The organism is Sphingomonas sp. PP-CE-1A-559, assembly GCF_004340965.1.
In the GTDB taxonomy this organism is placed as follows: domain Bacteria; phylum Pseudomonadota; class Alphaproteobacteria; order Sphingomonadales; family Sphingomonadaceae; genus Sphingomonas.
The window spans coordinates 124,750-148,571 of the sequence record NZ_SLYA01000003.1; the positions used below are offsets into that span (position 1 = coordinate 124,750).

The 23,822-nt window shown below is 66.0% G+C and carries 28 protein-coding genes and 1 tRNA gene; 6 read left to right on the forward strand and 23 right to left on the reverse strand.

Features of this window, described 5'->3' with window-relative positions:
• Window positions 1–18: 18 nt before the first annotated feature.
• A complete protein-coding gene (locus C8J42_RS10840) occupies window positions 19–444 on the reverse strand; it encodes a GtrA family protein (protein ID WP_175518124.1) in 426 nt (141 codons plus the stop codon).
• Window positions 445–534: 90 nt separating this feature from the next.
• Here C8J42_RS10840 and C8J42_RS10845 point away from each other — a divergent pair, with 90 nt between their 5' ends.
• Entirely contained in the window at window positions 535–2,334 is a 1,800-nt protein-coding gene (locus C8J42_RS10845; RefSeq protein WP_133020081.1) for an AcrB/AcrD/AcrF family protein, read from the forward strand.
• A 94-nt stretch (window positions 2,335–2,428) separates the two neighbouring features.
• Here the strand turns inward: C8J42_RS10845 and C8J42_RS10850 are convergent, their stop codons facing one another.
• From C8J42_RS10850 to C8J42_RS10875, 6 genes are all read right to left on the reverse strand, one after another.
• Complete coding sequence (locus C8J42_RS10850) at window positions 2,429–3,049, reverse strand: MarC family protein (protein WP_056487445.1); 621 nt, start codon at window positions 3,047–3,049, stop codon at window positions 2,429–2,431.
• Window positions 3,046–3,921 (reverse strand): bifunctional methylenetetrahydrofolate dehydrogenase/methenyltetrahydrofolate cyclohydrolase FolD, encoded by an 876-nt coding sequence (gene folD / locus C8J42_RS10855; protein WP_120301490.1) that lies wholly within the window; start codon window positions 3,919–3,921, stop codon window positions 3,046–3,048. The genes C8J42_RS10850 and folD overlap by 4 nt, the downstream gene beginning before the upstream one ends.
• The gene (locus tag C8J42_RS10860) at window positions 3,918–4,190 is read right to left on the reverse strand and encodes a DUF167 domain-containing protein (RefSeq protein WP_243644315.1); all 273 of its coding nucleotides are present in this window, start codon (window positions 4,188–4,190) and stop codon (window positions 3,918–3,920) included. The genes folD and C8J42_RS10860 overlap by 4 nt, the downstream gene beginning before the upstream one ends.
• 35 nt (window positions 4,191–4,225) lie before the next feature.
• Entirely contained in the window at window positions 4,226–4,528 is a 303-nt protein-coding gene (locus C8J42_RS10865) for a YggT family protein (RefSeq protein WP_056066456.1), read from the reverse strand.
• Window positions 4,529–4,752: 224 nt separating this feature from the next.
• A complete protein-coding gene (gene argB, locus C8J42_RS10870) occupies window positions 4,753–5,670 on the reverse strand; it encodes an acetylglutamate kinase (RefSeq protein ID WP_056053472.1) in 918 nt (305 codons plus the stop codon).
• 126 nt (window positions 5,671–5,796) lie between these two features.
• Window positions 5,797–6,444 carry a queuosine precursor transporter gene (locus C8J42_RS10875; RefSeq protein ID WP_120301489.1) on the reverse strand — a complete coding sequence of 216 codons (648 nt, stop codon included), beginning with the start codon at window positions 6,442–6,444 and terminating at the stop codon, window positions 5,797–5,799.
• A gap of 145 nt (window positions 6,445–6,589) precedes the next feature.
• On the opposite strand from C8J42_RS10875, the gene C8J42_RS10880 reads away from it, so the two are divergent.
• On the forward strand, window positions 6,590–7,855 hold the full coding sequence (locus C8J42_RS10880) for a nucleoside transporter C-terminal domain-containing protein (RefSeq protein WP_056487457.1): 1,266 nt from the start codon (window positions 6,590–6,592) through the stop codon (window positions 7,853–7,855).
• Window positions 7,856–8,074: 219 nt separating this feature from the next.
• Here the strand turns inward: C8J42_RS10880 and C8J42_RS10885 are convergent, their stop codons facing one another.
• The 3 genes from C8J42_RS10885 to C8J42_RS10895 form a co-directional block, all read right to left on the reverse strand.
• Window positions 8,075–8,629, reverse strand: coding sequence for a fasciclin domain-containing protein (locus C8J42_RS10885; RefSeq protein ID WP_120301488.1), 555 nt, complete (start codon window positions 8,627–8,629; stop codon window positions 8,075–8,077).
• Between the two features lie 83 nt (window positions 8,630–8,712).
• A complete protein-coding gene (dapF, locus tag C8J42_RS10890) occupies window positions 8,713–9,651 on the reverse strand; it encodes a diaminopimelate epimerase (protein WP_133020082.1) in 939 nt (312 codons plus the stop codon).
• Window positions 9,652–9,690: 39 nt separating this feature from the next.
• Window positions 9,691–10,155: a DUF6456 domain-containing protein gene (locus C8J42_RS10895; RefSeq protein WP_133020083.1), complete on the reverse strand. Its 465-nt coding sequence runs from the start codon at window positions 10,153–10,155 to the stop codon at window positions 9,691–9,693.
• A 99-nt stretch (window positions 10,156–10,254) separates the two neighbouring features.
• On the opposite strand from C8J42_RS10895, the gene C8J42_RS10900 reads away from it, so the two are divergent.
• Window positions 10,255–10,815: a helix-turn-helix transcriptional regulator gene (locus C8J42_RS10900; protein ID WP_133020084.1), complete on the forward strand. Its 561-nt coding sequence runs from the start codon at window positions 10,255–10,257 to the stop codon at window positions 10,813–10,815.
• A gap of 4 nt (window positions 10,816–10,819) precedes the next feature.
• Here the strand turns inward: C8J42_RS10900 and C8J42_RS10905 are convergent.
• The 8 genes from C8J42_RS10905 to C8J42_RS10940 form a co-directional block, all read right to left on the reverse strand.
• Window positions 10,820–10,895, reverse strand: a tRNA-Val gene (locus tag C8J42_RS10905).
• Window positions 10,896–10,946: 51 nt separating this feature from the next.
• Window positions 10,947–11,888, reverse strand: coding sequence for a hypothetical protein (locus C8J42_RS10910; protein ID WP_133020085.1), 942 nt, complete (start codon window positions 11,886–11,888; stop codon window positions 10,947–10,949).
• Window positions 11,889–11,989: 101 nt separating this feature from the next.
• Entirely contained in the window at window positions 11,990–13,477 is a 1,488-nt protein-coding gene (locus C8J42_RS10915) for an NAD(P)(+) transhydrogenase (Re/Si-specific) subunit beta (protein ID WP_133020086.1), read from the reverse strand.
• Between the two features lie 27 nt (window positions 13,478–13,504).
• Window positions 13,505–13,822, reverse strand: a complete 318-nt coding sequence (locus tag C8J42_RS10920; RefSeq protein ID WP_056064542.1) for an NAD(P) transhydrogenase subunit alpha — start codon at window positions 13,820–13,822, stop codon at window positions 13,505–13,507.
• A gap of 19 nt (window positions 13,823–13,841) precedes the next feature.
• The gene (locus C8J42_RS10925; protein ID WP_133020087.1) at window positions 13,842–14,057 is read right to left on the reverse strand and encodes a type II toxin-antitoxin system HicB family antitoxin; all 216 of its coding nucleotides are present in this window, start codon (window positions 14,055–14,057) and stop codon (window positions 13,842–13,844) included.
• Window positions 14,054–14,302: a type II toxin-antitoxin system HicA family toxin gene (locus tag C8J42_RS10930; RefSeq protein WP_133020088.1), complete on the reverse strand. Its 249-nt coding sequence runs from the start codon at window positions 14,300–14,302 to the stop codon at window positions 14,054–14,056. Before C8J42_RS10930 ends, C8J42_RS10925 begins: the two co-directional genes overlap by 4 nt.
• 10 nt (window positions 14,303–14,312) lie before the next feature.
• Complete coding sequence (locus C8J42_RS10935) at window positions 14,313–15,434, reverse strand: NAD(P) transhydrogenase subunit alpha (protein ID WP_133020089.1); 1,122 nt, start codon at window positions 15,432–15,434, stop codon at window positions 14,313–14,315.
• Window positions 15,435–15,438: 4 nt separating this feature from the next.
• On the reverse strand, window positions 15,439–15,561 hold the full coding sequence (locus C8J42_RS10940; RefSeq protein WP_082441508.1) for an aa3-type cytochrome c oxidase subunit IV: 123 nt from the start codon (window positions 15,559–15,561) through the stop codon (window positions 15,439–15,441).
• Between the two features lie 140 nt (window positions 15,562–15,701).
• Between C8J42_RS10940 and C8J42_RS10945 the strand changes: the two genes are divergently transcribed.
• Window positions 15,702–17,117 carry a sigma-54 dependent transcriptional regulator gene (locus C8J42_RS10945; RefSeq protein ID WP_133020090.1) on the forward strand — a complete coding sequence of 472 codons (1,416 nt, stop codon included), beginning with the start codon at window positions 15,702–15,704 and terminating at the stop codon, window positions 17,115–17,117.
• Between the two features lie 1,238 nt (window positions 17,118–18,355).
• On the opposite strand, the gene C8J42_RS10950 is transcribed toward C8J42_RS10945, so the two are convergent.
• Together C8J42_RS10950 and C8J42_RS10955 are read right to left on the reverse strand one after the other, a co-directional pair.
• Complete coding sequence (locus tag C8J42_RS10950) at window positions 18,356–19,147, reverse strand: DUF72 domain-containing protein (protein ID WP_133020091.1); 792 nt, start codon at window positions 19,145–19,147, stop codon at window positions 18,356–18,358.
• Between the two features lie 41 nt (window positions 19,148–19,188).
• Window positions 19,189–19,854 carry a Crp/Fnr family transcriptional regulator gene (locus C8J42_RS10955; RefSeq protein ID WP_107954132.1) on the reverse strand — a complete coding sequence of 222 codons (666 nt, stop codon included), beginning with the start codon at window positions 19,852–19,854 and terminating at the stop codon, window positions 19,189–19,191.
• A gap of 95 nt (window positions 19,855–19,949) precedes the next feature.
• Between C8J42_RS10955 and C8J42_RS10960 the strand changes: the two genes are divergently transcribed.
• Both C8J42_RS10960 and C8J42_RS10965 read left to right on the forward strand, forming a co-directional pair.
• On the forward strand, window positions 19,950–20,747 hold the full coding sequence (locus C8J42_RS10960; RefSeq protein ID WP_133020092.1) for a class II aldolase/adducin family protein: 798 nt from the start codon (window positions 19,950–19,952) through the stop codon (window positions 20,745–20,747).
• A 26-nt stretch (window positions 20,748–20,773) separates the two neighbouring features.
• Window positions 20,774–21,940 carry an alpha-hydroxy-acid oxidizing protein gene (locus C8J42_RS10965; protein ID WP_133020093.1) on the forward strand — a complete coding sequence of 389 codons (1,167 nt, stop codon included), beginning with the start codon at window positions 20,774–20,776 and terminating at the stop codon, window positions 21,938–21,940.
• A 10-nt stretch (window positions 21,941–21,950) separates the two neighbouring features.
• Here the strand turns inward: C8J42_RS10965 and C8J42_RS10970 are convergent, their stop codons facing one another.
• The 3 genes from C8J42_RS10970 to C8J42_RS10980 are packed head-to-tail and all read right to left on the reverse strand — an operon-like array spanning window position 21,951 to window position 23,667.
• Window positions 21,951–22,136 carry a Trm112 family protein gene (locus C8J42_RS10970; protein WP_279388735.1) on the reverse strand — a complete coding sequence of 62 codons (186 nt, stop codon included), beginning with the start codon at window positions 22,134–22,136 and terminating at the stop codon, window positions 21,951–21,953.
• Window positions 22,133–22,774 carry an LON peptidase substrate-binding domain-containing protein gene (locus C8J42_RS10975; protein ID WP_056064511.1) on the reverse strand — a complete coding sequence of 214 codons (642 nt, stop codon included), beginning with the start codon at window positions 22,772–22,774 and terminating at the stop codon, window positions 22,133–22,135. The genes C8J42_RS10970 and C8J42_RS10975 overlap by 4 nt, the downstream gene beginning before the upstream one ends.
• Complete coding sequence (locus C8J42_RS10980; RefSeq protein ID WP_133020446.1) at window positions 22,771–23,667, reverse strand: tetratricopeptide repeat protein; 897 nt, start codon at window positions 23,665–23,667, stop codon at window positions 22,771–22,773. Before C8J42_RS10980 ends, C8J42_RS10975 begins: the two co-directional genes overlap by 4 nt.
• Window positions 23,668–23,822 lie beyond the last annotated feature (155 nt).

Here is a 23,822-nt window from a genome sequence, read left to right on the forward strand (position 1 = left end):
CTGCGGTTGAAGTTCATGTCAGTTGAAAACCCAGAAACGGTTGAGCACGAACGTCACGATCGCGGCAAGAAAGACGGCGGGGATCAGCGGGATCCAAGGATGCAGATGGAGCAGCGCGGTACCGATCCAGGTGATGACCGCATTGAGCGCGAGCCCCGAGCCCTGGACGATCACGAACTTCACATGCCGCCCCGCCCCCGGTTCCTTCGCGTGCCCCTTGAAGCTCCAGCGGCTGTGCAGGAAGAATCCGACCACGACGGCGACGGCGAAGGCGAACGGCACCGCGGCCACCGCCTGGCGCGGCGGAAAGACGTACGCAGTCAGCGGCAGGTAGACGAGCGAATAGACGACGCTGGAAATCCCGCCGGCGATGCCGAAGCGCACGAGCTGGCCGAGCACGCCGCTCGCCCGCATCTGCTCCATCTGTCGCCAAATCGCCTGCATGCCCGCCTTGTTCTTTACCCTGACCGCGATAGAGCGGCCTCGAAGACAAGCCCGCGCATCTAGTGTGCGTGCGGGCAGGAGGAAAGCGTTTTGGATCAGGGGCCCTCGCCGAAGCCGTCCGAAGAACGGACGTTGCTGGACGAACTCGACCGGCATTGGATCGCGTTGACGCTGCTTGCCTGGGTGGCGGTGGCGGCGTGGTCGATCTTCGATCGCTGGGGCCAGATCCGCTGGCTGTCGCTCGGCGATACCGACGACAACATGCGGCTGATGCAGGTCCGCGCGCTGCTCGACGGCCAGGGCTGGTACGATCTGCGCAACTACCGGATGAACCCGCCGGTCGGGTTCGACATCCACTGGAGCCGCATCGTCGACCTGCCGATCGCCGGGCTGATCCTGTTCTTCCGGCTGTTCATGGGCAACAGCTGGGCGGAGCGGCTGGCGTGCGGGATCGCGCCGTTGCTGCCGCTGTCGATCGCGATGCTGGGCATCGGCGCGACCGTGCGCCGGCTTATCAGCCCGTATGCGTGGCCGCTGGCGGTCGTGTTCATGGTCGGTGCTACGGCCACGATGCTGATGTTCATGCCCGAGCGGATCGATCACCACGGCTGGCAACTGGCGATGTTGAGCCTCACGGTAGCGGGCCTGTGCGATACCAACGGCCGACGTGGTGGCGCGATGGTCGGGATCGCGAGCGCGGTGTCGCTGTCGATCGGGCTCGAACTCTTGCCCTATGCGGCGATGGCGGGGGCGATCATCGCCCTGCGCTGGGTGTGGGACCGGTCGGAGGCCGAGCGGCTGTCGATCTATGCGCTGACATTGGGTGGCGGTAGCACGCTCGGCTTCGCGCTGTTCGCGTCGAACGCCAACCAGGCGATGCGGTGCGATGCGTTGACGCCCGTGTGGCTGAGCGTGATGATCGCGGCGGGAATGCTGCTGTTCCTGCTCGCGCGGTTCGGTCCGGCGTCGCGGGGCGCTCGGCTGGCACTGGCGGTGGTCGCAGGTGCGGCGATCGTCGCAGGTTTCGCGCTGGTGTTTCCGCAGTGCCTAGGGCGGCCCGAGGGGATTTCGCCCGAGCTGCAGCGCAACTGGTTGGACAATGTCCGCGAGGCCAAGCCGATCTACAAGCATAGTTTTCGCGTCGGGTTCGCGCTCGCTACGCTACCGATCATCGGTTTGATCGGGGCGGTGATCGCAGCGTGGCGCGCGCGTCGCGATCCAAGCGCAGTCGGCTGGGCAGCGGTCGCGCTGTTCACCGCGTTCGCCTGCGCGATGCTGTTGTGGCAGGTCCGCGCCGGACCCGCCGCGCAGATGCTGGCGATCCCGGGAGCGACCGCGCTAGCCTGGCTGATCATCCCCCGATTGCTCGGCAACCGATCGATCGCGGTGCGCGTGCTGGGGACCGCAGCGGCGTTCCTGATCGTCTCGGGCATGTTCGCCGGGATGGTGCTGAAATACCTGCCGATCGACCGGCCGAAGCCGTATGAAAAGCGCGTCAACATGGCGACCGGCGACTGCCTGCGCACGACCGTGCTGCTCGCGCTGAACAAATACCCCGCGCAAACGATCTTCACCTTCGTCGACATGGGGCCGCGGCTGATCACGATCACGCATCACGACGCGATTGCAGGGCCTTATCATCGCAACGGCGACGCGATCCTCGACGTGCAGCGCGCGTTCGGGCGGTCTGCCGAAGAGGCGCACGCGATCATCAAGCGCCACGGCGCGACGATGCTGCTGCTGTGTCCGAACGCGGCGGAATCGACTAACTATAAGGCGCGCAGTCCGAAGGGGTTCTATGCCGAACTGGCGAAGAACGAGGTGCCGACCTGGCTGACCCCTCTGCCGCTGCCGGCGAAGTCGCCGCTGCGGTTGTTCAAGGTCGACTGACCACCACCCCCCGGTTCTCCTGCGAACGCAGGAGCCCAGGGTAACGAAAGGCAACGTCTGTAATCCTGGGCTCCTGCGTTCGCAGGAGAACGGATTAGCGCAGCACTACCGACAGGCCGTCGAGCACGAACTGCACCGCGAGCGCGGCGAGCAGCACGCCGAGCAGGCGCGTGATCACCGCCTCGATCTTCGCGCCGAGGATCCGCATGATCGGCCCCGCCGCGAGCAACGCAACCAGCGTCAGCAGTAGGATCGTCACCATCGCACCCAGCACGACCAGCGAGCGCTCGATCCCGCTGTTGCGGCTCATCAACAGCATCACCGACGCGATCGAGCCGGGCCCCGCGATCATAGGCATCGCCATCGGGAAGATCGAGACGTCCTCCACCTCGGGATCGCTCGCCACCTTGGCGGCACGGTCCTCGCGGCGTTCGGTGCGCTTTTCGAACACCATTTCGAGCGCGATCAAGAACAGCATGATGCCGCCGGCAATGCGGAAGCTGGCGAGACTGATGCCGAGGCCCTTCAACAACGCCTCGCCGAACAGCGCGAACACGAACAAAATCGCCGCCGCGACGCCAACAGCGCGCATCGCCATCGCACGCTTCTGCAGCGTCGACGCGCCCGCCGACAGCCCGGCATAGATCGGCGCGCAGCCGGGCGGATCGATGACGACGAAGAACGTGATCAGCGACGAGATGTAGAGTTCGATCACAGGCTTGCCTCATCGATTGCAACGCCTTCGCGTCGGCCAGCGGAGACCAAGGTGTTGCGCAGTAGGCAGGCGATGGTCATCGGCCCGACGCCCCCCGGCACCGGCGTGATCGCACCGGCAACCTCGACCGCGCTCGCGAAATCGACGTCGCCGACGAGGCCGGCATCGGTCCGGTTGATACCGACGTCGATGACGGTCGCACCGGGCTTGAGCCAGTCGCCCTTGATCATCTGTGGGATGCCGACCGCGGCGACGACGATGTCCGCGCGGCGGATATGCGCGGGGACGTCCTGCGTGCGGCTATGGACGACGGTGACGGTGCAGCTTTCGCGGAGGAGTAATTGCGCCATCGGCTTGCCGACGATGTTGGAGCGACCAACAACGACGGCTTCGAGCCCGCTCAAGCTCGGCATTACGCTCTTCAATAGCATGACGCACCCGAGCGGCGTGCAGGGGACGAAGCCGGGCAGGCCAGTCGCGAGCCGCCCCGCGTTGATCGGATGGAACCCATCGACGTCCTTGTCCGGGTCGATCGCTGAGATGACCGCCTGCTCGTCGATATGCTTCGGCAGGGGCAATTGGACGAGGATGCCGTCGATCGTCGGGTCGGCGTTGAGCGTCGCGACCAACGCGAGCAGCTCTTCTTCCGCCACGTCGACAGGGAGCCGGTGCTCGATGCTCTCCATCCCGGCTTCGCGCGTGGCCCTGCCCTTTGATCGGACATAGACGTTCGAGGCAGGATCCTCACCGACCAGCACCACCGCAAGGCCAGGCGCACGGCCTGCCTCGGCGCGAAAGGCGGTGACGCCGTCTGCGATACGGGCCCGGAGGCCGGCGGCGAAGGCCTTGCCGTCGATGATGGTCGCGCTCATGCCCGCGGCCCATAGAGCGCGGACGCGATTTCCGCCAGCGTAGTGGCGTCGCCGGCAATGTGCAGACGCTTCAGGCGGGCGGTTTCGCCGGCGACGATCGTCACGGCGCGCTTGGGTACGCCGAAGGTCTTGGCAACAAGCGTCACCAACCCAGCATTTGCGGCACCATCTACCGGCGCCGCCGCCAACCTCGCGACGAAATGCTCTTCGGTCCCGGCGGTCAGCGCATCCCGGCCACCACGCGGTGTTACCCGGACGGCGATCGCCAAGCCATCAGCCAGCGCACGCCAAGCCGCCTTCTCAGTCAATAGGTCGCGACGAGATAGTTCTGCGCGATGTTCGGGATGACGATGTTGCTGAGAATGTAGAGGATCAGCAGCACGACCAGCGGCGACAAGTCCAGCGCGCCGAAGTCCGGCAGCACGCGGCGGATCGGACGATACATCGGCTCGGTCATCCGCTGCAGCGCGGTCCACACGGTGCGGACGAAATCGCTGTGCGTATTGATGACGTTGAACGCGATCAGCCACGACAGAATCGCCTGCACGACGATGATCCACCAGATGACGGTGAGCAGCAACTGGACGATCTGAAGAAGGGCGATCAAGGCGTAGGTCTCCGCTGGTGTGTTGCCGATATAAGGTGGCGGGGGGAGAACGAGAAGCCCCGTGGTGTCGCTGGCCTGCGCGCGACGATTTGAGCAGCACCCTTGCCCTCAAGTCTCCGTCATCCTGGGCTTGACCAAGGATCCAGAGCCACGAAGGCTACCCTGTGTGGCTCTGGATCCTGACTTTCGTCAGGATGACGGGAGTGGGGGGACCTTGGCGCCCGTTACCGCGAGCGCCCGTTGGCGCTGACCAGCGTGCCCGCGCCCTGCTTGGTGAAGATCTCCAGCAGCATCGCGTGCGGCACGCGGCCGTCGATGATGACCGCGGCATCGACGCCCGATTCGACCGCCGCGACGCAGGTGTCGAGCTTCGGGATCATGCCACCGGTCACCGTGCCGTCCGCGCGCAGTTCGGCGATCCGCGCAGGATCGAGATCGGTGAGCAGCTCGCCCTCCTTGTCGAGCACGCCGACGATATCCGTGAGCAGAAAGAAGCGCGCCGCGCCCATCGCGGCGGCGATCGCGCCCGCCATCGTGTCGGCGTTGATGTTGTAGGTGTGGCCGTCCGCACCGATACCGATCGGCGCGATCACCGGGATGATGTCGGCGGCGATCAGCGTGTCGAGGATCGTCCGGTCGACCGCGATCGGCTCGCCGACGAAGCCCAGGTCGACATGCCGCTCGATCCCCTGGAGCTTGTCGGGCTCGCGGCCGTGGCCGACTTTCTGCGCGAGGACGAGGCCGGCGTCCTTGCCCGAGATGCCGACCGCGCGACCGCCCGCCTGGCCGATCCAGCCGACGATTTCCTTGTTGATCGAGCCGGCGAGGACCATCTCGGCGATCTGCGCGGTCTCGGCATCGGTGACGCGCAGGCCGTCGACGAAGCGCGATTCGACGCCGAGGCGCTTCAACATTGCGCCGATCTGTGGCCCGCCGCCGTGGACGACGACCGGGTTGATGCCGACTGCCTTGAGTAGCACCATGTCCTCGGCAAAATCACGCTGCAACTCGGGGTCGCCCATCGCGTGGCCGCCGTATTTCACGACGAACGTCTTGCCGGCATAGCGCTGCAGGTACGGCAGCGCCTCGGTGAGCGTTTCCGCCTTGGCGAGCAGGGCGGGATCGGGCGTGTGATCGGTCAACTAAACTTCCGTTCGTCTCGAGTAGCCATCGAGCACTTGTCGAGATGGCGTATCGAGAGACCTGTACCTCGATACGAGCCCTCGACAGGCTCGGTCTCTACTCGGCACGAACGGAAAAATCTAACATTATGCCCGGTCCAACCGCCGTCCCAGTTTCACGAAGAACGTGATCATGAACGGTACCAGCACGATCGACAGCACGACCTTGGTCAGCATCTGCCCTTCCATCAACGCGACGATCGGCCGCTCGCCGAGGAACGAGATGGTGATGAACAAAATCGTGTCGATGATCTGCGAGATGATGCTCGCGATCATCCCGCGCAGCCACACCAGCTTGCCGTCACCGCTGCCGACCTGACCCGACAACTTGGAGAAGATCAGCACGTTGAGCGTCTGCGAAATCCCGTACGAGATCAGCCCCGCGATCATCATCCGCGAGCTCTGGCCGACCACGACCGGGAACGCGTCGACCGCGGGCGGGTACATCCCCGGATCGTGCGGCAGCGCCAGCACCAGGTGGATCAGCGCCGCCGACACGAGCAAAGGGATGAACCCGAGGCGCACCAGGAACGTCGCGGTCTTCTGGCCGTGCAGCTCGGCGATTGCGCTGCTCAGCACCACCAGCAGCAGGAAGCCGAAGATCCCCGCCTCGACCGCGAGCGGGCCGAGCGCGACCTGCTTCACCCCCAACACGCCGGCGATGCACACCATGCCGCCGTACAGGACCGAGAAAACGAAGAGCGAACGCGGGAACGCGGGGGGCAACTTATCCATCGCGCGGGACGCTAGCGAAAACGCGCGCGCCGTCAAATGACTAGCGCGCTTCAAATAACTGGCGAGCGCGGCGCTCGCGTGTCATGTCGGTCGCTTGCGCAGCCGGGGGGCGGCGCGTGTCATCGCAAGAAAACGCAGGGCGTCCATGGAAAGACTCTTCATCGGTTTGGCGGGCATCGCCGTCATCCTGGGCATTGCCGTGCTGTTGTCGAGCGACCGCCGTGCGATCCGCCTGCGCATCGTCGGCGCCGCGTTCGCGTTGCAGGCCGGGATCGCGGTCCTCGTACTGTACTCTAGCTTCGGCAAGGTCGTGCTCGGCGAGATGTCCGGCGGCGTCGCCAATTTGCTCGGCTATTCGCAGAAGGGCACCGAGTTCCTGTTCGGCAAGATGGCGACGCCCGAGATCGGCGGCCAGAGCTTCGCGATCGCCGCGTTGCCGGTGATCATCTTCTTCGCCAGTCTCGTCTCGATCCTCTATTATCTCGGCATCATGCAGTTCGTGGTGCGCTGGGTCGGCGGCGGGATCGAGAAGGTCATCGGCGTCTCGAAGGTCGAATCGCTGTGCGCCGCAGCGAACATCTTCGTCGGCCAGAGCGAATCGCCGCTCGTCATCCGCCCCTATCTGGCGGGGCTCACCCCGGCGCAGCTCTTTACCGTGATGACCAGCGGCATGGCGGGCGTCGCGGGTACGATCCTCGCGGCGTATGCGTCGATGGGCATCCGCATCGATTACCTGCTCGCCGCGAGCTTCATGGCGGCGCCGGGCGGCATCCTGATGGCGAAGATCATCATGCCCGACCGCGTCACGCCACCAGAAGGCGAACTCGCGCTCGGCGATCTGCCCGGCGAATCGTCGGCGGGCGAACCGATGCCGCAAGCCACGCATGACGAGGAAAAGCCCGCCAATCTGATCATGGCCGCCGCCCAGGGTGCGCAGACCGGCGTGCGCTTGGCCGTCGCGGTCGGCGCGATGGTGCTGGCGTTCGTCGCGCTGGTGGCGCTGGCGAACGGATTACTCGGCGGGCTTGGCAACATGATCGGGCTGCCGGGGCTGAGCTTCCAGGGGCTGCTCGGCTATGTCTTCGCGCCGATCATGTTCCTGCTGAACGTGCCGTGGAGCGAGGCGGGAATCGCCGGTGGGCTGTTCGGGCAGAAGATCGTGCTGAACGAATTCGTCGCCTACATCTCGCTCGGTACGCAGCAGGGGCTGAGCCCGCGGACGATCGCGGTCATCACCTTCTCGCTGTGTGGGTTCGCGAACTTCTCGTCGATCGCGATCCAGATGGCGGTGACGGGCAGCCTCGCGCCGAACCAGCGGCCGATGATCGCCAAGCTTGGCCTGCGCGCGCTGGCGGCGGGGAGTCTTGCGAACTTAATGTCGGCCGCGCTCGCGGGCCTGCTGATCGGCTGAATCCCGCCCATCCGCCATCCTGACGAAAGTCAGGACCCAGAGCCACGAGGGGCAGCGCTTGTTACCCTGGGTCCTGACGTTCGTCAGGATGACGCGGGTCGAGATGACGGGCCGAAACTACAAGGCCCCGAAACGCAATCGGGCCCGTCACCGCTCGGCAACGGGCCCGACGCCACTGCCGCGTTGTGGAACGCGGAAGCTATCTCGCGGAAACGCCGATTACGGCAGCATCACCGTGTCGACGACGTGGATCACGCCGTTCGACTGCATGACGTTCGCGATCGTGATCTTACCCTTGTGGCCCTTGCCGTCCATGATGCCCCAGCCGGTGCCGACCTTCTTGAACATCAGCGGCTCGCCCTGCACGGTCGTGTAGGTCGCGGTGCCGCCGTTCGCCTTCGCCTTGGCGGCGATGTCGGCGGCGGTGATCGTGCCGGGGACGACGTGATAGGTCAGGACGCTGGCGAGCTGCGCCTTGTTCTCGGGCTTGAGCAGCGTGTCGACGGTGCCGGCCGGCAGCTTCTTGAACGCGGCGTTGGTCGGCGCGAACACGGTGAACGGACCCGGGCCCGACAGCGTCTCGACCAGGCCGGCGGCCTTGACCGCGGCGACCAGCGTCGTGTGATCCTTCGAATTGACGGCGTTCTCGACGATCGTCTTGGTCGGATACATCGCGGCGCCGCCGACCATCGGGTTGGTTTGCGCGGCAACGATGGCGCTGCCGCTGACGGCAACGGCGGCCGCGACGATCGCGGTACGAATGAAGTGGTTCATGGCTTCTCTCCTGCGTGCGGAGCCGGTGTGCGGCGCCACTGCGGGGAGATACGCGCCCGCCGGGATAAGGACGCAGCCGGCGTTCAGATCGCCGCGAGAAGCCCCGCCCAGGCCGCGATCTCGTCGTCATGCCGCCGCGTGACGGCCAGCTCGCTTGCGGTCGCCGTGTCGAGATCGACCTCGACCGTGCCCGTCCACTCGAACGTCGCATTGCCCGACAGCGTCACCATCGCCGCCTCGCTCGCCCCGGCACGGACCAGACCGCCCTTGTTGAAGACGGTGGTCTGCGTGTCGTACGCGATCCGCCCGGTCAGACAGGCGGCATAGGTCGACGCCGCCATCGCACTGCCGCAGCTGTCGGTCAGCCCGACGCCGCGCTCGAACGTCCGCACGAACAGGTCATGGCCACGCACCTCTACGAAACTGACGTTCGCGCGATTCGGCAGCCAGTCAGGTGCCGCCTCGCACGCCTCGCCAACGCGGACGAGTTCGGCTTCGTCGACGGCATCCACGAACGTCACGAGATGGGGGTTGGGCATCGCCACCGCCGTGAAGGCGCGGTCCGTCGGCAAGCGCGCGATCGGCGCATCGACGATGCGATCGGTCCCGACATGGATCGGCCACGCCGCGGCATCCAGAGACGCAGGGCCCGCGATCTCGCGAATGGTGAAGACGCCCTCGGCAATATCGGCATCGCGCTCGACGGCCGCGTCGCTCGTCTTCAGCAGCGCGGACGCGGATTCGGAGCCCGTAGCCGCGAACCCGGCGCGCGCGACGCAACGCAGGCCGTTCAGGCACGTCTCAGACTCGCTGCCGTCCGAATTGAACATCCGCATCCCGAACGCGTGGGTCGCGTCGCCGGTCGTCAGCAGCAGGAGTCCGTCGCCACCCACAGGTCCATCGCGATCCGCCAGCGCCCGCGCGACGGCTGCCCAAGCCGCATCGCCGAGCATCGACGCACGTGCGTCGATCAGCGGAAAGTCGTTACCGGAGCCGTGGCATTTGATGAGGTCGAAGCGCATGCCCGCCACTTAGTCACGCCCGCGCACCAATGCGAGCGCCTAACCAATCCCGTAATGCGTGGCCAAACGATCGAGCGCGAGCGTCAGCACGACTCGCCCCGCCCGCGCCGGCCATTGCAACGCCTTCTCGGCCGCCGGGAGCCCATCCCCTGCACAGACCACGCGCCAAAGGATATCCGCTAGCCCCGGCCCCGCCGCCGCCAGCGCCGCGTCGAACCGACGCTTCGCCGCGATCTGCGCCGACGTCGGGTCGAGTCCGTCACCACCACCGCCATCGACCCGCTCGACCCAGCGCATCGTCACGCTCGGCGCGATCGACGCGCGTTCGTAATCCGCGCGCAACCGCTCACCCGCCTCGAACTGTCTCACGTCGATCAACGCGCGCGATCGCAACCACCCGAGCGGCGACTCCGCCAGGTTCACGGTCACGGTACGGCCGCGACGCACGCCGACCGGTTGTGGAACACCCTCCGAATCGACCGTCCGCTCTACCAGTTCGCGCATCCGCCATCTCCCGTTGCGCTTGGCGGTTGCCATAGCTTCACCGTTGCAGGACAGAGAATTAACCCATCTGGTTTGGAGCCGTTCGATGATCGCATTTCAATGATCACCGCCATTCGCGAAGTCCGGCGAGCCAAGGGGCTGACGCTGGAGGACGTCGCCAGGCGTTGCGATCCACCCACCACCGCGCAGACGATCGGTCGGCTGGAGACCGGCACGCGCACCGTCTCGATCGGCTGGCTCAACCGGATAGCCGCGGCACTGGGCGTAGAGGCGAGCGATCTCGTGACATTGCCGGACCGCACCGACCTCCCAGTCGTCGCAATACTCGACGGCCGCGGGGCCCACGCCCCCCGCCGAACCACGACCGTACCACCGCCTCAGGTCGCACCCGGCCAAATCGCAATCACCGTCGCGAACGGCACCGGCGATTACCGCGCGGGCGACGTGATCTGGACGTCGATGTTGAAACCCGAAGATTTCGCAACCGCCCTAAACCGCGACGTCCTCGTCCCGCAACCGGCAGGAAGGTTCGCGTTCGGCCGGCTCACCGGATGCGACGGCGGCGTTACCGTCCTTCCGCCGGACACCGGCACCCAGTCGCTGACCATCGCCGACCCCGCCTGGATCGCAGTCGCGGTGCGACTAGTCCGCGAGCTATAGAAGGTGGTGGGCGATGACGGGCTCGAACCGCCGACATTCTCGGTGTAAACGAGACGCTCTACCAACTGAGCTAATCGCCCCTCTCGGGTGGACGTCCGATGCCAAAGCCAGGCGGCCGGGGCAAGCTAAAATCACGGAATGCGGAGGTCGGCGCCCCTGGTGGCCACGATATACCCGCGCATCGCCTCGCTCGCGCGATCGGAGAGCACCATGAAGGCGCGGCGTCGGTCGAGCAGGTCGGGGCGGCGTTCGAACAATCCGGTGTCGGTCATGCGCGCGATCCAGCGCAGCGCAGTCGTCGGTGCGACCGCGGCGGCGATGCACAGGCTCGACACCGAGACGCGGCCCCGCTCCAACTCGGCGGCGTAGAGATCGAGCAGCATGTCCCAGCCGGGATCCTCGAACAATGTCGCGCCGAAGAACTGGTCGCGCAATCGGCGCGCGCGGATCGCCCGACGGACGTCAGCCGCGCTCGGCTCGACCAAGGCGGGCGGCGCGCCGTAGCGATTGGTGCGGTCGCCGACGATCGGCGCGGCGGGTGCGTCGCCCTCGATCTCGGCTCGCGTCAGTTTGGCGAGCGCCTCGGCGATCCGCGCGACCTCCGTGTTCAGTCGCTCGAGCCGGGTGCCGTCGGTCTCGCGGTGGAAATCGAACACACCCGCCGGGATACGCGCCGCCTCGGCAGCGACCACGATCGCAGCCGCGCAATCGCCGACGGTGGGATCGACCAGCAACCGTGTGCCGCCACCCAGCGTCGCCGCCGCGACGACGTCGATCTCGTCGACGCCCAGGGCGACCACCAGTCCCGCCTGCATCGAGGCCGCCTGATGGACGATTCCTGGCAGGCGTTCGGCTAGTATCGCGGGGTCGACGCCGGCCGTCTCGACGACGATCACCTGCGGCGTCGCATGATCACCAAAGCCTGCCGGCCAATCGAGTCGGGCAACGATCCGACCGTTCAGCGCGGCGAGGGCAACGGTCAGCCGGTCCGGCGCGCCGGGCCCGCCGATGAGGACCGCGTCGATCCCCGTGTCGTAATTCGCCGCGTCGGGCAGGCCGTCCGGTCGGGTCATCAAGGTCTCCGCTGTATTGCGGAGACTAACCTGCGTTATGCGAGGAGTTACACCCGAACTGGATCGAGTTCCGTTGCAGTTGGGAACCCCACGCGAACAACTCAGTCGAGCGCCTTGACGATATCCTCGACCATTTTCTTCGCGTCGGCCAGCAGCATCATCGTATTGTCGCGGTAGAACAGCTCGTTATCGACACCAGCATAGCCGACGCCGCCCATCGATCGCTTGATGAACAGCACGGTCTTGGCCTTCTCGACGTCGAGCACGGGCATGCCGTAGATCGGCGACGTCTTGTCGGTCTTCGCGGCGGGATTGGTCACGTCGTTCGCGCCGATCACGAACGCGACGTCCGTCTGCGCGAACTCGCTGTTGATGTCCTCCAGCTCGAACACATCATCATACGGCACGTTCGCCTCTGCCAGCAGCACGTTCATGTGCCCCGGCATGCGTCCCGCGACAGGGTGGATCGCGTATTTCACGCGCACCCCCTCCGCCTTCAGCTTGTCGCCCATTTCGCGAAGGACGTGCTGCGCCTGCGCGACCGCCATGCCGTAGCCGGGAACGATGATGACTTGCTCGGCCTGGCTCATCAGGAACGCGGCGTCCTCCGCCGAGCCGCGCTTCCACGGTCGATCGCTGACCGCCGCGGGACCGCCCGCGTCCGAGGACTGGCCGAAGCCGCCGGCGATGACGCTGATGAAGCTGCGGTTCATCGCGCGGCACATGATATAGCTGAGGATCGCGCCCGAGCTGCCGACCAGCGCGCCGGTGATGATCATCGCGCTGTTGTGCAGCGTGAAGCCCATCGCGGCGGCCGCCCAGCCCGAGTAGGAATTGAGCATGCTGACCACCACCGGCATGTCCGCGCCGCCGATCGGGATGATCAGCAGGAAGCCGATGACGAAGCTCAGGATCACGACGGTCCAGAAGATCCACGCCGACTGGTCGGTGACGAAATACGCGATCAGCCCTAGGATGGCGGCGAGCAGCGCAAGGTTGATGACGTGGCGCCCAGGCAGCATGATCGGCTTGCCGCCCATGTTACCGTTGAGCTTCAGGAACGCGATGACCGAGCCCGAGAAGGTGATCGCACCGATCGCCACGCCGAGGCCGAGTTCGATTCGGCTGACGGGGTGGATGACCGCGAAGGGTTGGCCGATCAGCGGGATGACGAGGTCGGAAATGCCGAACGCCTGCGGGTTGAGGTACGCGGCGACGCCGACCAACACCGCGGCGAGGCCGACGAGGCTGTGGAACGCGGCAACGAGCTGCGGCATCGCGGTCATCGCGATCCGGCGTGCTGTCACGAGACCGATTGCAGCACCGACGCCGATCGCGGCAAGGATTTCGACGACGGTGGTCCAGTCGATCATCCAATCGTGCGGATTGCCAGGAGGCCATGCTTCCGAACGCAACGGCACATGTGTCACCAGCGTGGTCACGACCGCGATCGTCATGCCGATGATGCCGAACCGATTGCCGCGCTGGCTTGACGCCGGGCTCGACAGCCCACGCAGCGCGAGGATGAAGCACACCCCCGCGACCAGATAGGCGAGCGATGCCCAAGGGCTGACCGTCAGTTCATGCATCGCGCGTCCCCATCACGTCCGTATCGCTCACTTGCTCGCAGCAGGCGCGACCGGCCGTTCCTTTTTCTTGTACATCGCCAGCATCCGCGCGGTGACCGCGAAGCCGCCGAAGATGTTAATGCTCGCCAGCACCACCGCCAGCAACCCGAGCGCCTTGGCCACGCCCGATCCGGCGCCGATGCCTGCCGCAGCCGCAGCAATCAGCGCGCCAACGATGATCACCGAGGAGATCGCATTGGTCACCGCCATTAACGGCGTGTGCAGCGCGGGCGTGACCGCCCAGACGACAAAATACCCGACGAAACACGCCAGCACGAAGATCGACAGGATTGCGATAAAGTCCATTGTTCGGTCTCCGATTCTCTCAGGCTGCCGCGCGCGCGGCTGCGGGGATGGCGCGTCCCATGTCTTCGGCGGCTTCGATCCAGCAGGCGATCGCATCATAGGCATTGGCCAGAGCGTCCTGCGGCGTATCGCCGTCGGACTTGCACCCAGGGAGTGCCGGGACAACCGCAAAATATCCCCCGCCATCTGAAGGCGACAGCGGCCGAATCACGACCTCATAATCTTGCGGGTTCATCGTTCCGTTCTCCGCACCGCATCGATGAACCTGACGAGATCGCGAATATAGACCGGCTTGATCGGCCGGTGCGCTGGGATCGTCAGGATTTCGATCTGGCTTGCATGCTTCACCTTGTAGTGTGAGCCGTTGCGAGGCGGGCTGCAAGATATCCCCACTTCCGAACACGCGGCGGCGACATCCTGGATCCGCCAGTCCCGCGGATTGGCCCGCATCGATTCAAGAAGCCGATCGCCACGGGTCACGCTCCCCGGATCATGTCAGCAGCCTTGGGTTCACGATCTTGCCGCCCTGCGTCAGCCGGATCGCATCGCCGATCTCGGCATCGAGCACGGGTCGCCCCGCCTCCTTGTCCCAGAAGGCGTTGAGGAAGTTGTAGAGGTTGCGCGAGAACAGCGCGCTCGCGTCCGCCGCCAACCGCGACGGCACGTTGCGATGGCCGACGATCTTCACGCCGTTCACCACGACGACTTCACCCGCGACCGAGCCCTCGACGTTGCCGCCCTGCTCGACCGCAAGATCGACGATCACAGAGCCAGGCTTCATGCTCGCGACCTGCGCCGCCGAAATCAGCCGCGGTGCGGCACGTCCCGGGATCAGCGCAGTCGTGATCACGATATCCTGCTTGGCGATATGCCCCGACACGAGCTCCGCCTGCGCCGCCTGGTATTCGGGCGACATCTCGCCGGCATACCCACCCGTCCCCTCGCCTTCGATCCCCGCCACGTTCTCGACGAAGATCGGCTTCGCGCCCAGAGACTGGATCTGCTCGCGAGTCGCGGCGCGCACGTCGGTCGCCGACACCTGCGCCCCGAGCCGCCGCGCGGTCGCGATCGCCTGGAGCCCCGCCACACCGACGCCCATCACGAACGCCTTGGCCGCCGAGATCGTCCCCGCCGCGGTCATCATCATCGGAAACGCGCGCCCATATTCGGCCGCCGCGTCGAGCACCGCCTTGTAGCCCGACAGGTTGGACTGCGACGACAGGATGTCCATCGACTGCGCGCGCGTGATGCGCGGCATGAACTCCATCGCCAGCGCTTCGTAGCCCGCCGCGGCATAGGCCTCGACCCGCGCACGCTCCGCAAAGGGATTGAGGCTGGCGACGATCCACGCCCCCGGCGTCACGCCGTCTAGCGAAATAGGATCAGGCCCCTGCACGCCGAGCACGATATCCGCCCCCGCCAGCGTCGCCGCACGGTCGCCTATCGACGCGCCCGCATCCGAATACGCGGCATCGGCGATCGAGGCGGCCTCACCCGCGCCAACTTCCACGGCCAGCGTAGCCCCCAGCGCAATGAATTTCTTGACCGTTTCCGGCGTCGCGGAAACCCGCCGCTCGCCGTCCGCTTGCTCTTTCAGGACGGCGATCTTCATGGCGTTACGAGATCAGCCAGATCACGAGCGCGACGACCAGCGCACACCCGACCGCGCCCCACTTCATCATTCCCGTCACGCTCGAATAGGTCGCGACGTGCGCCTTCATGTCCCCGTTGCCGGCCATGGTTCGTGCCCCAATCCTGTCAGTGCCATCCTCTATGGCCGAGACCTTATCGCGCGTATCCAGGATCGCCAAGCAGGACATTTAAGTCGCTCTTTACTTGCGCTAGCTATTGCACGTGCCGGAACGGGACAGGATTCGCCATGACGCGCAATGGCCAGCGCCTATTATTGCTGATCGACGACGAGCCCACGCAGCGGCGGCTGGTGGCTGCCCTCGCCGCGCGAGGCGGCTGGCGCGCGGTCTTCGCGGCGGACGACGAGACCGCGATCGCCACGCTCGGCACGCAGGACGGCATGCAGCTCGATGCGATCGTGATCGATCACTGGGCGCCCGACGAGGATGCGACCACCCTGATCGCGACCCTGCGCGAGCGGCGTCCGGCGCTGCCGATCCTGGTCATCACGGCGAACGGATCGGTCGCGCACGCGGTCAGCGCGATGCGCGCCGGCGCCACCGATTTCCTGGTCAAGCCGCTCGCCCCCGATCGCCTGCTCGCAGCGCTGGACTCGGCCGTGGTCGGCAAATCGTCAGGCGAGCTCCGCCCGCTGACCGAGAAAATCCCCGCCCTGCTCGCCTTCGACGAGATCGTCGGCTCTTCCCCCGATTTCCGCGCCGCCCTCGCGATCGCCGCGAAGGCTGCCCGCGCCCGCGTCGCGATCCTGCTCGAAGGTGAGATCGGCGTCGGCAAGGACGTCATCGCCGAGGCGATCCATGCCGCCTCCCCGCGCGCGAAGAAACCGATGATCAGCGTCAATTGCGGTGCGATCCCCGCGAACCTGATCGAATCGGAAGTGTTCGGGCACGAGAAGGGCGCGTTCACCGGCGCGTTCGAGCGCAAGATCGGCCGGTTCCACGAGGCCGACGGCGGCACGCTGTTCCTCGACGAGGTCGGCGAGATGCCGCTCGAAGCGCAGGCGAAGCTGTTGCACGTCCTGCAAACCGGCGAAGTCCTCCCGATCGGTGCCCGCCACCCGCGCGAAGTCGACGTCCGCGTGATCGCTGCGACCAATACCAAACTGCTGGACGAGGTCGAGGCCGGGCGCTTCCGCGAAGACCTGTATTACCGTCTCAACGCCGTCCAGGTGACGATCCCGCCGTTGCGCGAACGCACCGGCGACATTCCCGCGCTCGCCCGCCACCTGCTCGCGCGGATCGCCGAGCAGCCGGGGTTGCGACCGCTCGGCATCACCGATTCCGCGCTCGCCCTGCTGGTCCAGTACGACTGGCCCGGCAACGTCCGCCAGTTGCAGAACGCGCTCTTCCGCGCCGCCGTGCTGTGCGAGGACACCGCGCTGACCGAAGAGGATTTCCCGGAGATCGCCGCGCTCGGCACGCGCGAGCGGCCATCCGCGCCGGCGGCGGTCGGCGGCGGCGGCGTCACGCTGTTCCGCCCCGACGGCAACCTCCGCGCGCTCGAGGAGATCGAAGCCGACGTCATCCGCCTCGCGATCGGCCACTACCGCGGCCGCATGACCGAAGTCGCCCGCCGCCTCGGCATCGGCCGCTCGACGCTCTACCGCAAGCTCGGCGAACTCGGGATCGACAACGCGGCGTGATGTAGCGGCTGGATTGGAGAGGTTAGCGAACTGGTGGTTCCCAGCGTGTTTGCAGCCGTCAAGGGTTGCGCGAAAGCTAGGCGATAGCGTTTGCGCACGATTTGAGCTTGCGTGAGAAACGTGACCGAACGAGCATAGGTTCTATATTCTAGAGGGTGACCATGCTGGCCTTGATGGTAGTTTCTATGATCGTAGCGGAGGTGCCAAACACGGCGAGGACGCAGCAGATTTGCGAAGTTGCGCGTGCCGCACTTCGCGATTTGCCCCCAGCCGACTTGGGCGGTAGTTCCGACGTCTACTATGAAGGGCCCAACTCGAACCACCATGATCTGTTGGGGATGTGTCCTAAGCTAAAGGATATATTGCCTACGGGTTATCTGCTGGCAGACAGCGATGCGCGAAAGCGTGCGGCAGTCCATGTCCCCTTGGTGGGAACAACCACGCGTCCGGCTAGCATCTACACGATCCAAATTCCGGAGATCAGCGCTGACCGACAATCTGCTATCGTTCACTTCGCTTACCGTTGCACGGGACTTTGCGGCGGTGAGTTCGACGCTCGCTATGTTCGAACGTCGAGAGGATGGCAGCGAGAGGGCCCCGTACGGACACTCTCCGTATCGTGAGCAAAAGCGAACGGCAGGTTGTTAGCCAAGCATGAGGAAGCCTGATGTCGGCAAATGGGCGAAAACGGTCGGTTTGACTCTGGAGCAGCTACAAGACCTTCCAACCACAGCACTTAGAGCCGTAAGTACGGATCACTTGCTTTGTAGCGGACCGAAGCCCCCTTCGCGTCGAACACGTGCTTGAATACACGAGCTCTTGAATCGTATGCGACGGACAATTGACCGGGTGCCGTCCAGACGACCTTCACCCAAATCGCGCCTCCTGAACCCTCCGCGGTCGCCCCATGGTTGCTGTCTGCGACAAAAACCTCCGATGCGGCCGATTGTGGCTCGCTCGCGCGACCGATCCGCACGATGGTCGCATAGTCGGTCGTGGCACCACAATTCCGCGTCGCCGTAACAGCATAACGATCGCTCCCGATATCACGCGCGACGTGTGTCACATCGGAGGAACAGAGCGGCTCCGCCCCACACCCGGCCAAGCTCAAAATCGCGAAGCACCACGGGCGCGCCATCTTCATCGCCGCAACCTGATCAAACGACAACTTTGACGCAAGCGAAGTCGAACGACGCTGATCGGGCAACTACGAAGCAGCATCCGAATGACCGCGTTATTTAACCCCGCACCCGATCGATCAGCGCCATCGCCGCATGGGGGGCACGAACCTTCGCGCCGTTGATGAAGAACACGAACGTCTCTCGCGGCGTCTTCGCCGGCGCGGTGTCCTCGACATAGGGCAAACCCTCGGGTCGTCCGCCGGCTGCCCAGGTCTTCGCCTTGTCCGCCCATTCGTCCAGCGCGGTCGGCGCGTAGCCGGCGACGAAGCGCTCCTCGGCATCCTCCAGTCGCGTATAAACGAAGTCGCCGGTCACGTCGGCGATCGCGGGATATTCGGCCGACTGCGCGAAGACGATCGCGACGCCGGCGTCGCGGCACATCGCCACGAACTCCGGCACCGCGAAACTCTCGTGACGAACCTGTATCGCATGGCGCAGCGCGAGCCCGTCCTGCTTGGCGGGCAACAGCTTGAGGAATGCGGCGAAATCGTCGGCGTCGAATTTCTTGGTCGCCATGAACTGCCACAGGATCGGCCCGAGCCGGTCGCCGAGCTCGACGATCCCCTGCCCGGTGAACTTGGCGATCGACTCCCCCGCCTCGGCCAGCACCTTCCGGTTGGTGCAATAGCGCGACGCCTTGAGCGCAAACACGAACCCGTCGGGCACCGCCTTCGCCCAGGATGCGAACGTCGCGGGCTTCTGGCTGCCATAATAGGTGCCGTTGATCTCGATCGCGGTGACGTGCTCGGCGGCATAGTCGAGCTCGCGCTTCTGCGGCCATTTCTCCGGATAGAAGGTCCCGCGCCACGGCTCGTAGGTCCAGCCGCCAATACCGATTCTGATGGTCATGGGCGGGAGTGTAGCGCGCGGGAGAAGCGCTTGGCGATGCCCTATTCGGTGATGACGCCACGCAGCCCCGGCAGGTCGAGAATACGGACCTGCGCATAGGCCACCGCGACCAGGCCATCGCGCTCGAACCGCTTCAGATGCCGGTTGAGCGTCTGGCGCGCGATACCGACGACGCCGGCGAGCTCCTCCTGACGGATCGTGATCCGACCATCCCCCGCCTGCGACGCGCGCATCAGCGCCTGCGCCAGTCGCACGCGGATCGACTGCCCGACGCTCTGCGCGATGAACCGCAAGGCGGTGCGCTGATGTGCGCACACCAGCAGCCCGAGATCGCGGTAAAGCTCCGGGTCCGCCGCCGCCGCCCGCGCGAACGCCGCCACCGGCACATGAAGCAGTCGCGCCGTGCCGAACGCCGTCGCGTCGTGCGGCCTCGGATGCCCGTCGAGCGTCGACAATTCCCCGAACCATGTTCCCGGCCGCACGATCAGCGCGAGCAGTTCGGCACCATTGGCGGACAAGCCCTTCAACCGGACCTGCCCGTCCAGCACCGCCCACAATCCGTTCGGGGGATCGCCCGAGCCGTAGATCCGCGCGCCGTTCTCCAGCACCTCGACTCGCGCCTCCTGCAACAGGCGCTCGCGACGGCCCGCCGGTATCGCGCCGAACCAGCTGTCGGTGGCCAGTATCGCGTGATCCGGATCGTGCATCGCGCAAGGCTAGGCGAAATTTCGAGATTGTCACCATCGAGACAAAGTTTGTCGAAGGCCGGTCGTACAAGGGGCCAAACATAAGGAGGCGGATAATGGCAACGGCATTGAAGGCGATGGAACCGGCGGCAGCGGCAACGACGATCAAGGACCAGGTGTCGGCCGAGGAATGGGCGCTGCGCGTCGATCTCGCCGCCGCTTACCGGCTGGTCGCGCTGTACGGCTGGGACGATCTGATCTTCACGCATCTGTCCGCGCGGGTACCCGGTCCCGAGCATCATTTCCTGATCAACCCGTACACGCACATGTTCGAGGAGATCACCGCGTCGTCGCTGGTCAAGATCGACGTCGACGGCAACAAGGTCATGGACACCCCTGCCCCGGTCAACCGCGCGGGCTTCGTGATCCACTCGGCGGTCCACGCCGCGCGCCACGACGCGGTCGCGGTGCTGCATCTCCACACCCCGCACGGCCAGGCGGTGTCGGCGATGGCCGAGGGGCTGCTCCCGCATACGCAGACCGCGATGATCGCCGGGCACGACGTCGCCTATCACGACTTCGAGGGCATCGCGACGGAACTGGAGGAGCGCGAGCGGCTGGTGCAGGATCTCGGTACCAAGAACGCGATGATCCTGCGCAACCACGGCACGCTGACGGTGGGTGAATCGGTACCCCAGGCGTTCCTGCGAATGTATTTCCTCGAACGCGCCTGCGAGGCACAGGTCCTGATGCTGAGCGCGGGTCGCGAGAATCTGAACAACCCGAACCAGGGCGTCGCCGAAAAGGTCGAGGGCCAATCGAGCGCGACAGGCATGCGCATGCTCGCCGACGGGCTCGCTTGGCCCGCGCTGTTGCGCAAGCTCGACCGCGTCAATCCGGGCTATCGGGACTGATCGCAACCAGCTTCGGAGGGCGACGCATGCCGCATTACGGCGATTACCAGAACGAGATCTATTTCGCCGGGCTCGCCGGTGTCGCCCCGAAGGTCCCGGTCGATTTCGCATCGCTGGAGGCTCGGGCGGCAGCGGCCTTGCCACCGTCGGTGCTCGGCTATCTGCAGGGCGGGTGCGGCGACGAGTTCACGCAGCGCCAGAATGCCGACGCGTTCCGGCACTGGGGCATGACCCCGCGGATGATGGTCGATGCCACGCGCCGCGACCTGTCGATCGACCTGTTCGGGATGACTCTGCCCAGCCCGATCTTCATGAGCCCGGTCGGGATCAACGGCCTCTGCACGCAGGACGGCCACGGCGATCTCGCCGCCGCGCGGGCCGCCGCGCTGACCGGCGTCCCGCTGATCCAGTCGACGCTGTCGAACGATCCGCTCGAAGACGTCGCCGCGGCGATGGGCGACACGCCCGGCTTCTTCCAGCTCTACACTCCGAAGGACAAGCCGCTCGCCGAGAGCCTCGTCCACCGCGCCGAAGCGGCCGGATACAAGGCGATCGTCGTCACGCTCGACACGTGGGTGACCGGCTGGCGCCCGCGCGACTTGAACGTCGCGAACTTCCCGCAACTGCGCGGCCACGTGCTGGAGAATTATTTCAGCGACCCGGTCTTCCGCGCGATGCTTGCCAAGCCCCCGCGCGAGGATTTGCCCGCGGCGGTGCGGCAATGGGCCGGGACGTTCGGCAAGGTGCTGACGTGGGACGACATGCCGTGGCTGCGGTCGATGACCAAGCTGCCGATCGTTCTGAAGGGGATCTGCCATCCCGACGACGCGCGGCGCGCGATCGATCTGGGGGCGGACGCGATCTACTGCTCGAACCACGGCGGACGCCAGGCGAATGGCGGGATCGCTGCGATCGACATGCTGCCAGCGGTGGTCGCGGCGAGCGGGAAGGTGCCGGTGCTGTTCGATTCGGGCGTCCGGTCGGGCAGCGACGTCGTCAAGGCGCTCGCACTCGGCGCCACCGCGGTCGGGATCGGTCGGCCCTACACCTACGGCCTCGCGCTCGACGGCGCGAACGGCGCGGCGCATGTGCTGAAATGCATCCTCGCCGAAGCCGACCTGCTGATGGCGGTGAACGGCTACCCGACGCTCGCCGCCGTCCGGGAGGCCGGCGCGACGCGGACGGGGTACTGAAGCAAGACGATCAGGCGGCGGTCTCGTCGAGCCGGCGGGCTTCTTCGACCAGCATCACGGGCACGCCATCGCGGATCGGGTAAGCGAGCCCGGCAGCGTCCGAAATCAGTTCCTGCGCGGCCTCGTCATAGCGAAGCGGCGTGCGCGTCATCGGACAGACGAGGCGTTCGAGCAGCCAGGGGTCGAGCCCGCTCACTGCAGCGTCACCGATTCGTCGCCGTCGTGGCGGCCGAAGAACTGCATCAGCTGGATGATCAGTTCGGCACGCTGCTCGATGTCCGGCGCCTCGAGCAACGCCTGCTTCGCCGCCGCATCGAACGGCGCGATCTGAGCGATGCCGTTGACCAGGCTCTCGTCGTCGAGCCGTCCGACCGCATCCCAATCCACCGCATAGCCCTGCATGTCGGCGAAACGACGCGACTCCAGTTCCAGCGACGAGCGCCGCCCGAGCGACAGCGCGTCGTCCTCGATCAACGGCAGCAATTCCGCCTCGACCTGACGGAATGCGGTCGTCACGTCCAACTCGCGGACGATCCGGAACAGCGCGATGCCTTCCAGCACGACGTTATAACGCCCGTCGTCGAGCGCCTCGACTTCGGCGATCTTGCCGACGCAGCCGATGTCGTACAGCGCGTCCGCATCGTCATGCGGTCCGCCCCGCGGCTGGATCATCCCGATCCGCCGATCGCGCGCCATCGCATCGCTGATCATCGCCCGATAGCGCGGCTCGAACATGTGCAGCGGCAGGTGCATGCCGGGGAACAGCAGCGCCCCCGGCAACGGGAAGATCGACAGTCGCGTGGTGGCGCGCGGAGGAGCGGACTCGGTGGTCATCCGAACAGGATCGCAGACAGGCGGCGTCGCTGTCCAGACACCCACGGGTCTTCGAGCCCGACGACCTCGAACAATTTCAGCAACTGCGTCCGTGCCGCGCCCTCGTTCCAGTCGCGCTCGGTGGCGATGATACCGAGAAACGTGTCGGCTGCGGCATCACGGTCGTTCGCCGCCATCTGGCCGTTAGCGAGCGCGAACCGGGCCTGCAGGTCGTCCGGGTTCGCTTCGACTGCTGCGAGCAGCGGCGACAGATCCTCGACCGGGGGCGCCGACTGCGCGAGTGCAAGTGCCGCCTGCGCGCGCGTAATCGCCGGATCCTTGGCGATCGCCGGATCGAGGTTCGCCAGCCAGTCCGTCGCCTCGTCGAGCTGCCCGGTCGCGACCAGCGCGCGGACGAAGCCGGCATGGACCTGCGGATGCTCGGGCGCGATCTCGGCGATCTCGCGGAAGATGCCCAGTGCGCGCTCGCCGTCATTGGCCGCGAGCGCCTCTTCACCGATCGCGATCAACGGCTCGACGTCGGGCGCAGCGTCGGTTGCGCCGGCTTCGATCGGCAGCTGCTTCAGCAACTGGTCGAGGATCACCCGCAGCTGCGATTCGGTGCGCGCACTGGTCATGTCGGCGACCAGCTGGCCCTGGAACATCGCATAGACGGTCGGGATCGACTTGATCTGGAATTGCGCGGCGATGAACTGGTTCTTGTCGGTATCGACCTTCGCCAGCACGACGCCCTTGTCGGCATAATCCGCCGCGACCTTCTCCAGCGTTGGCGTCAGCGCCTTGCACGGCCCGCACCATTCCGCCCAGAAATCGATGATCACGAGGCTCGTCATCGACGGTTCGACGACATCGCGACGGAACGCCTCGACGGCGTCCTTCTCCGCGGGGGACATTCCAAGCGTGGCCAAGTTCAACTCCCGTGTAATCCAGACGCGCTATCTGGGGCGCGCCCGCGGCGAATGCCACCTTTAGGATGGATGGGCATGCACGACAAACGTGCCTTGGTATTCGGCTCGCGCGTCGAGGCGTCATTTGTCTTGCTTGCGGT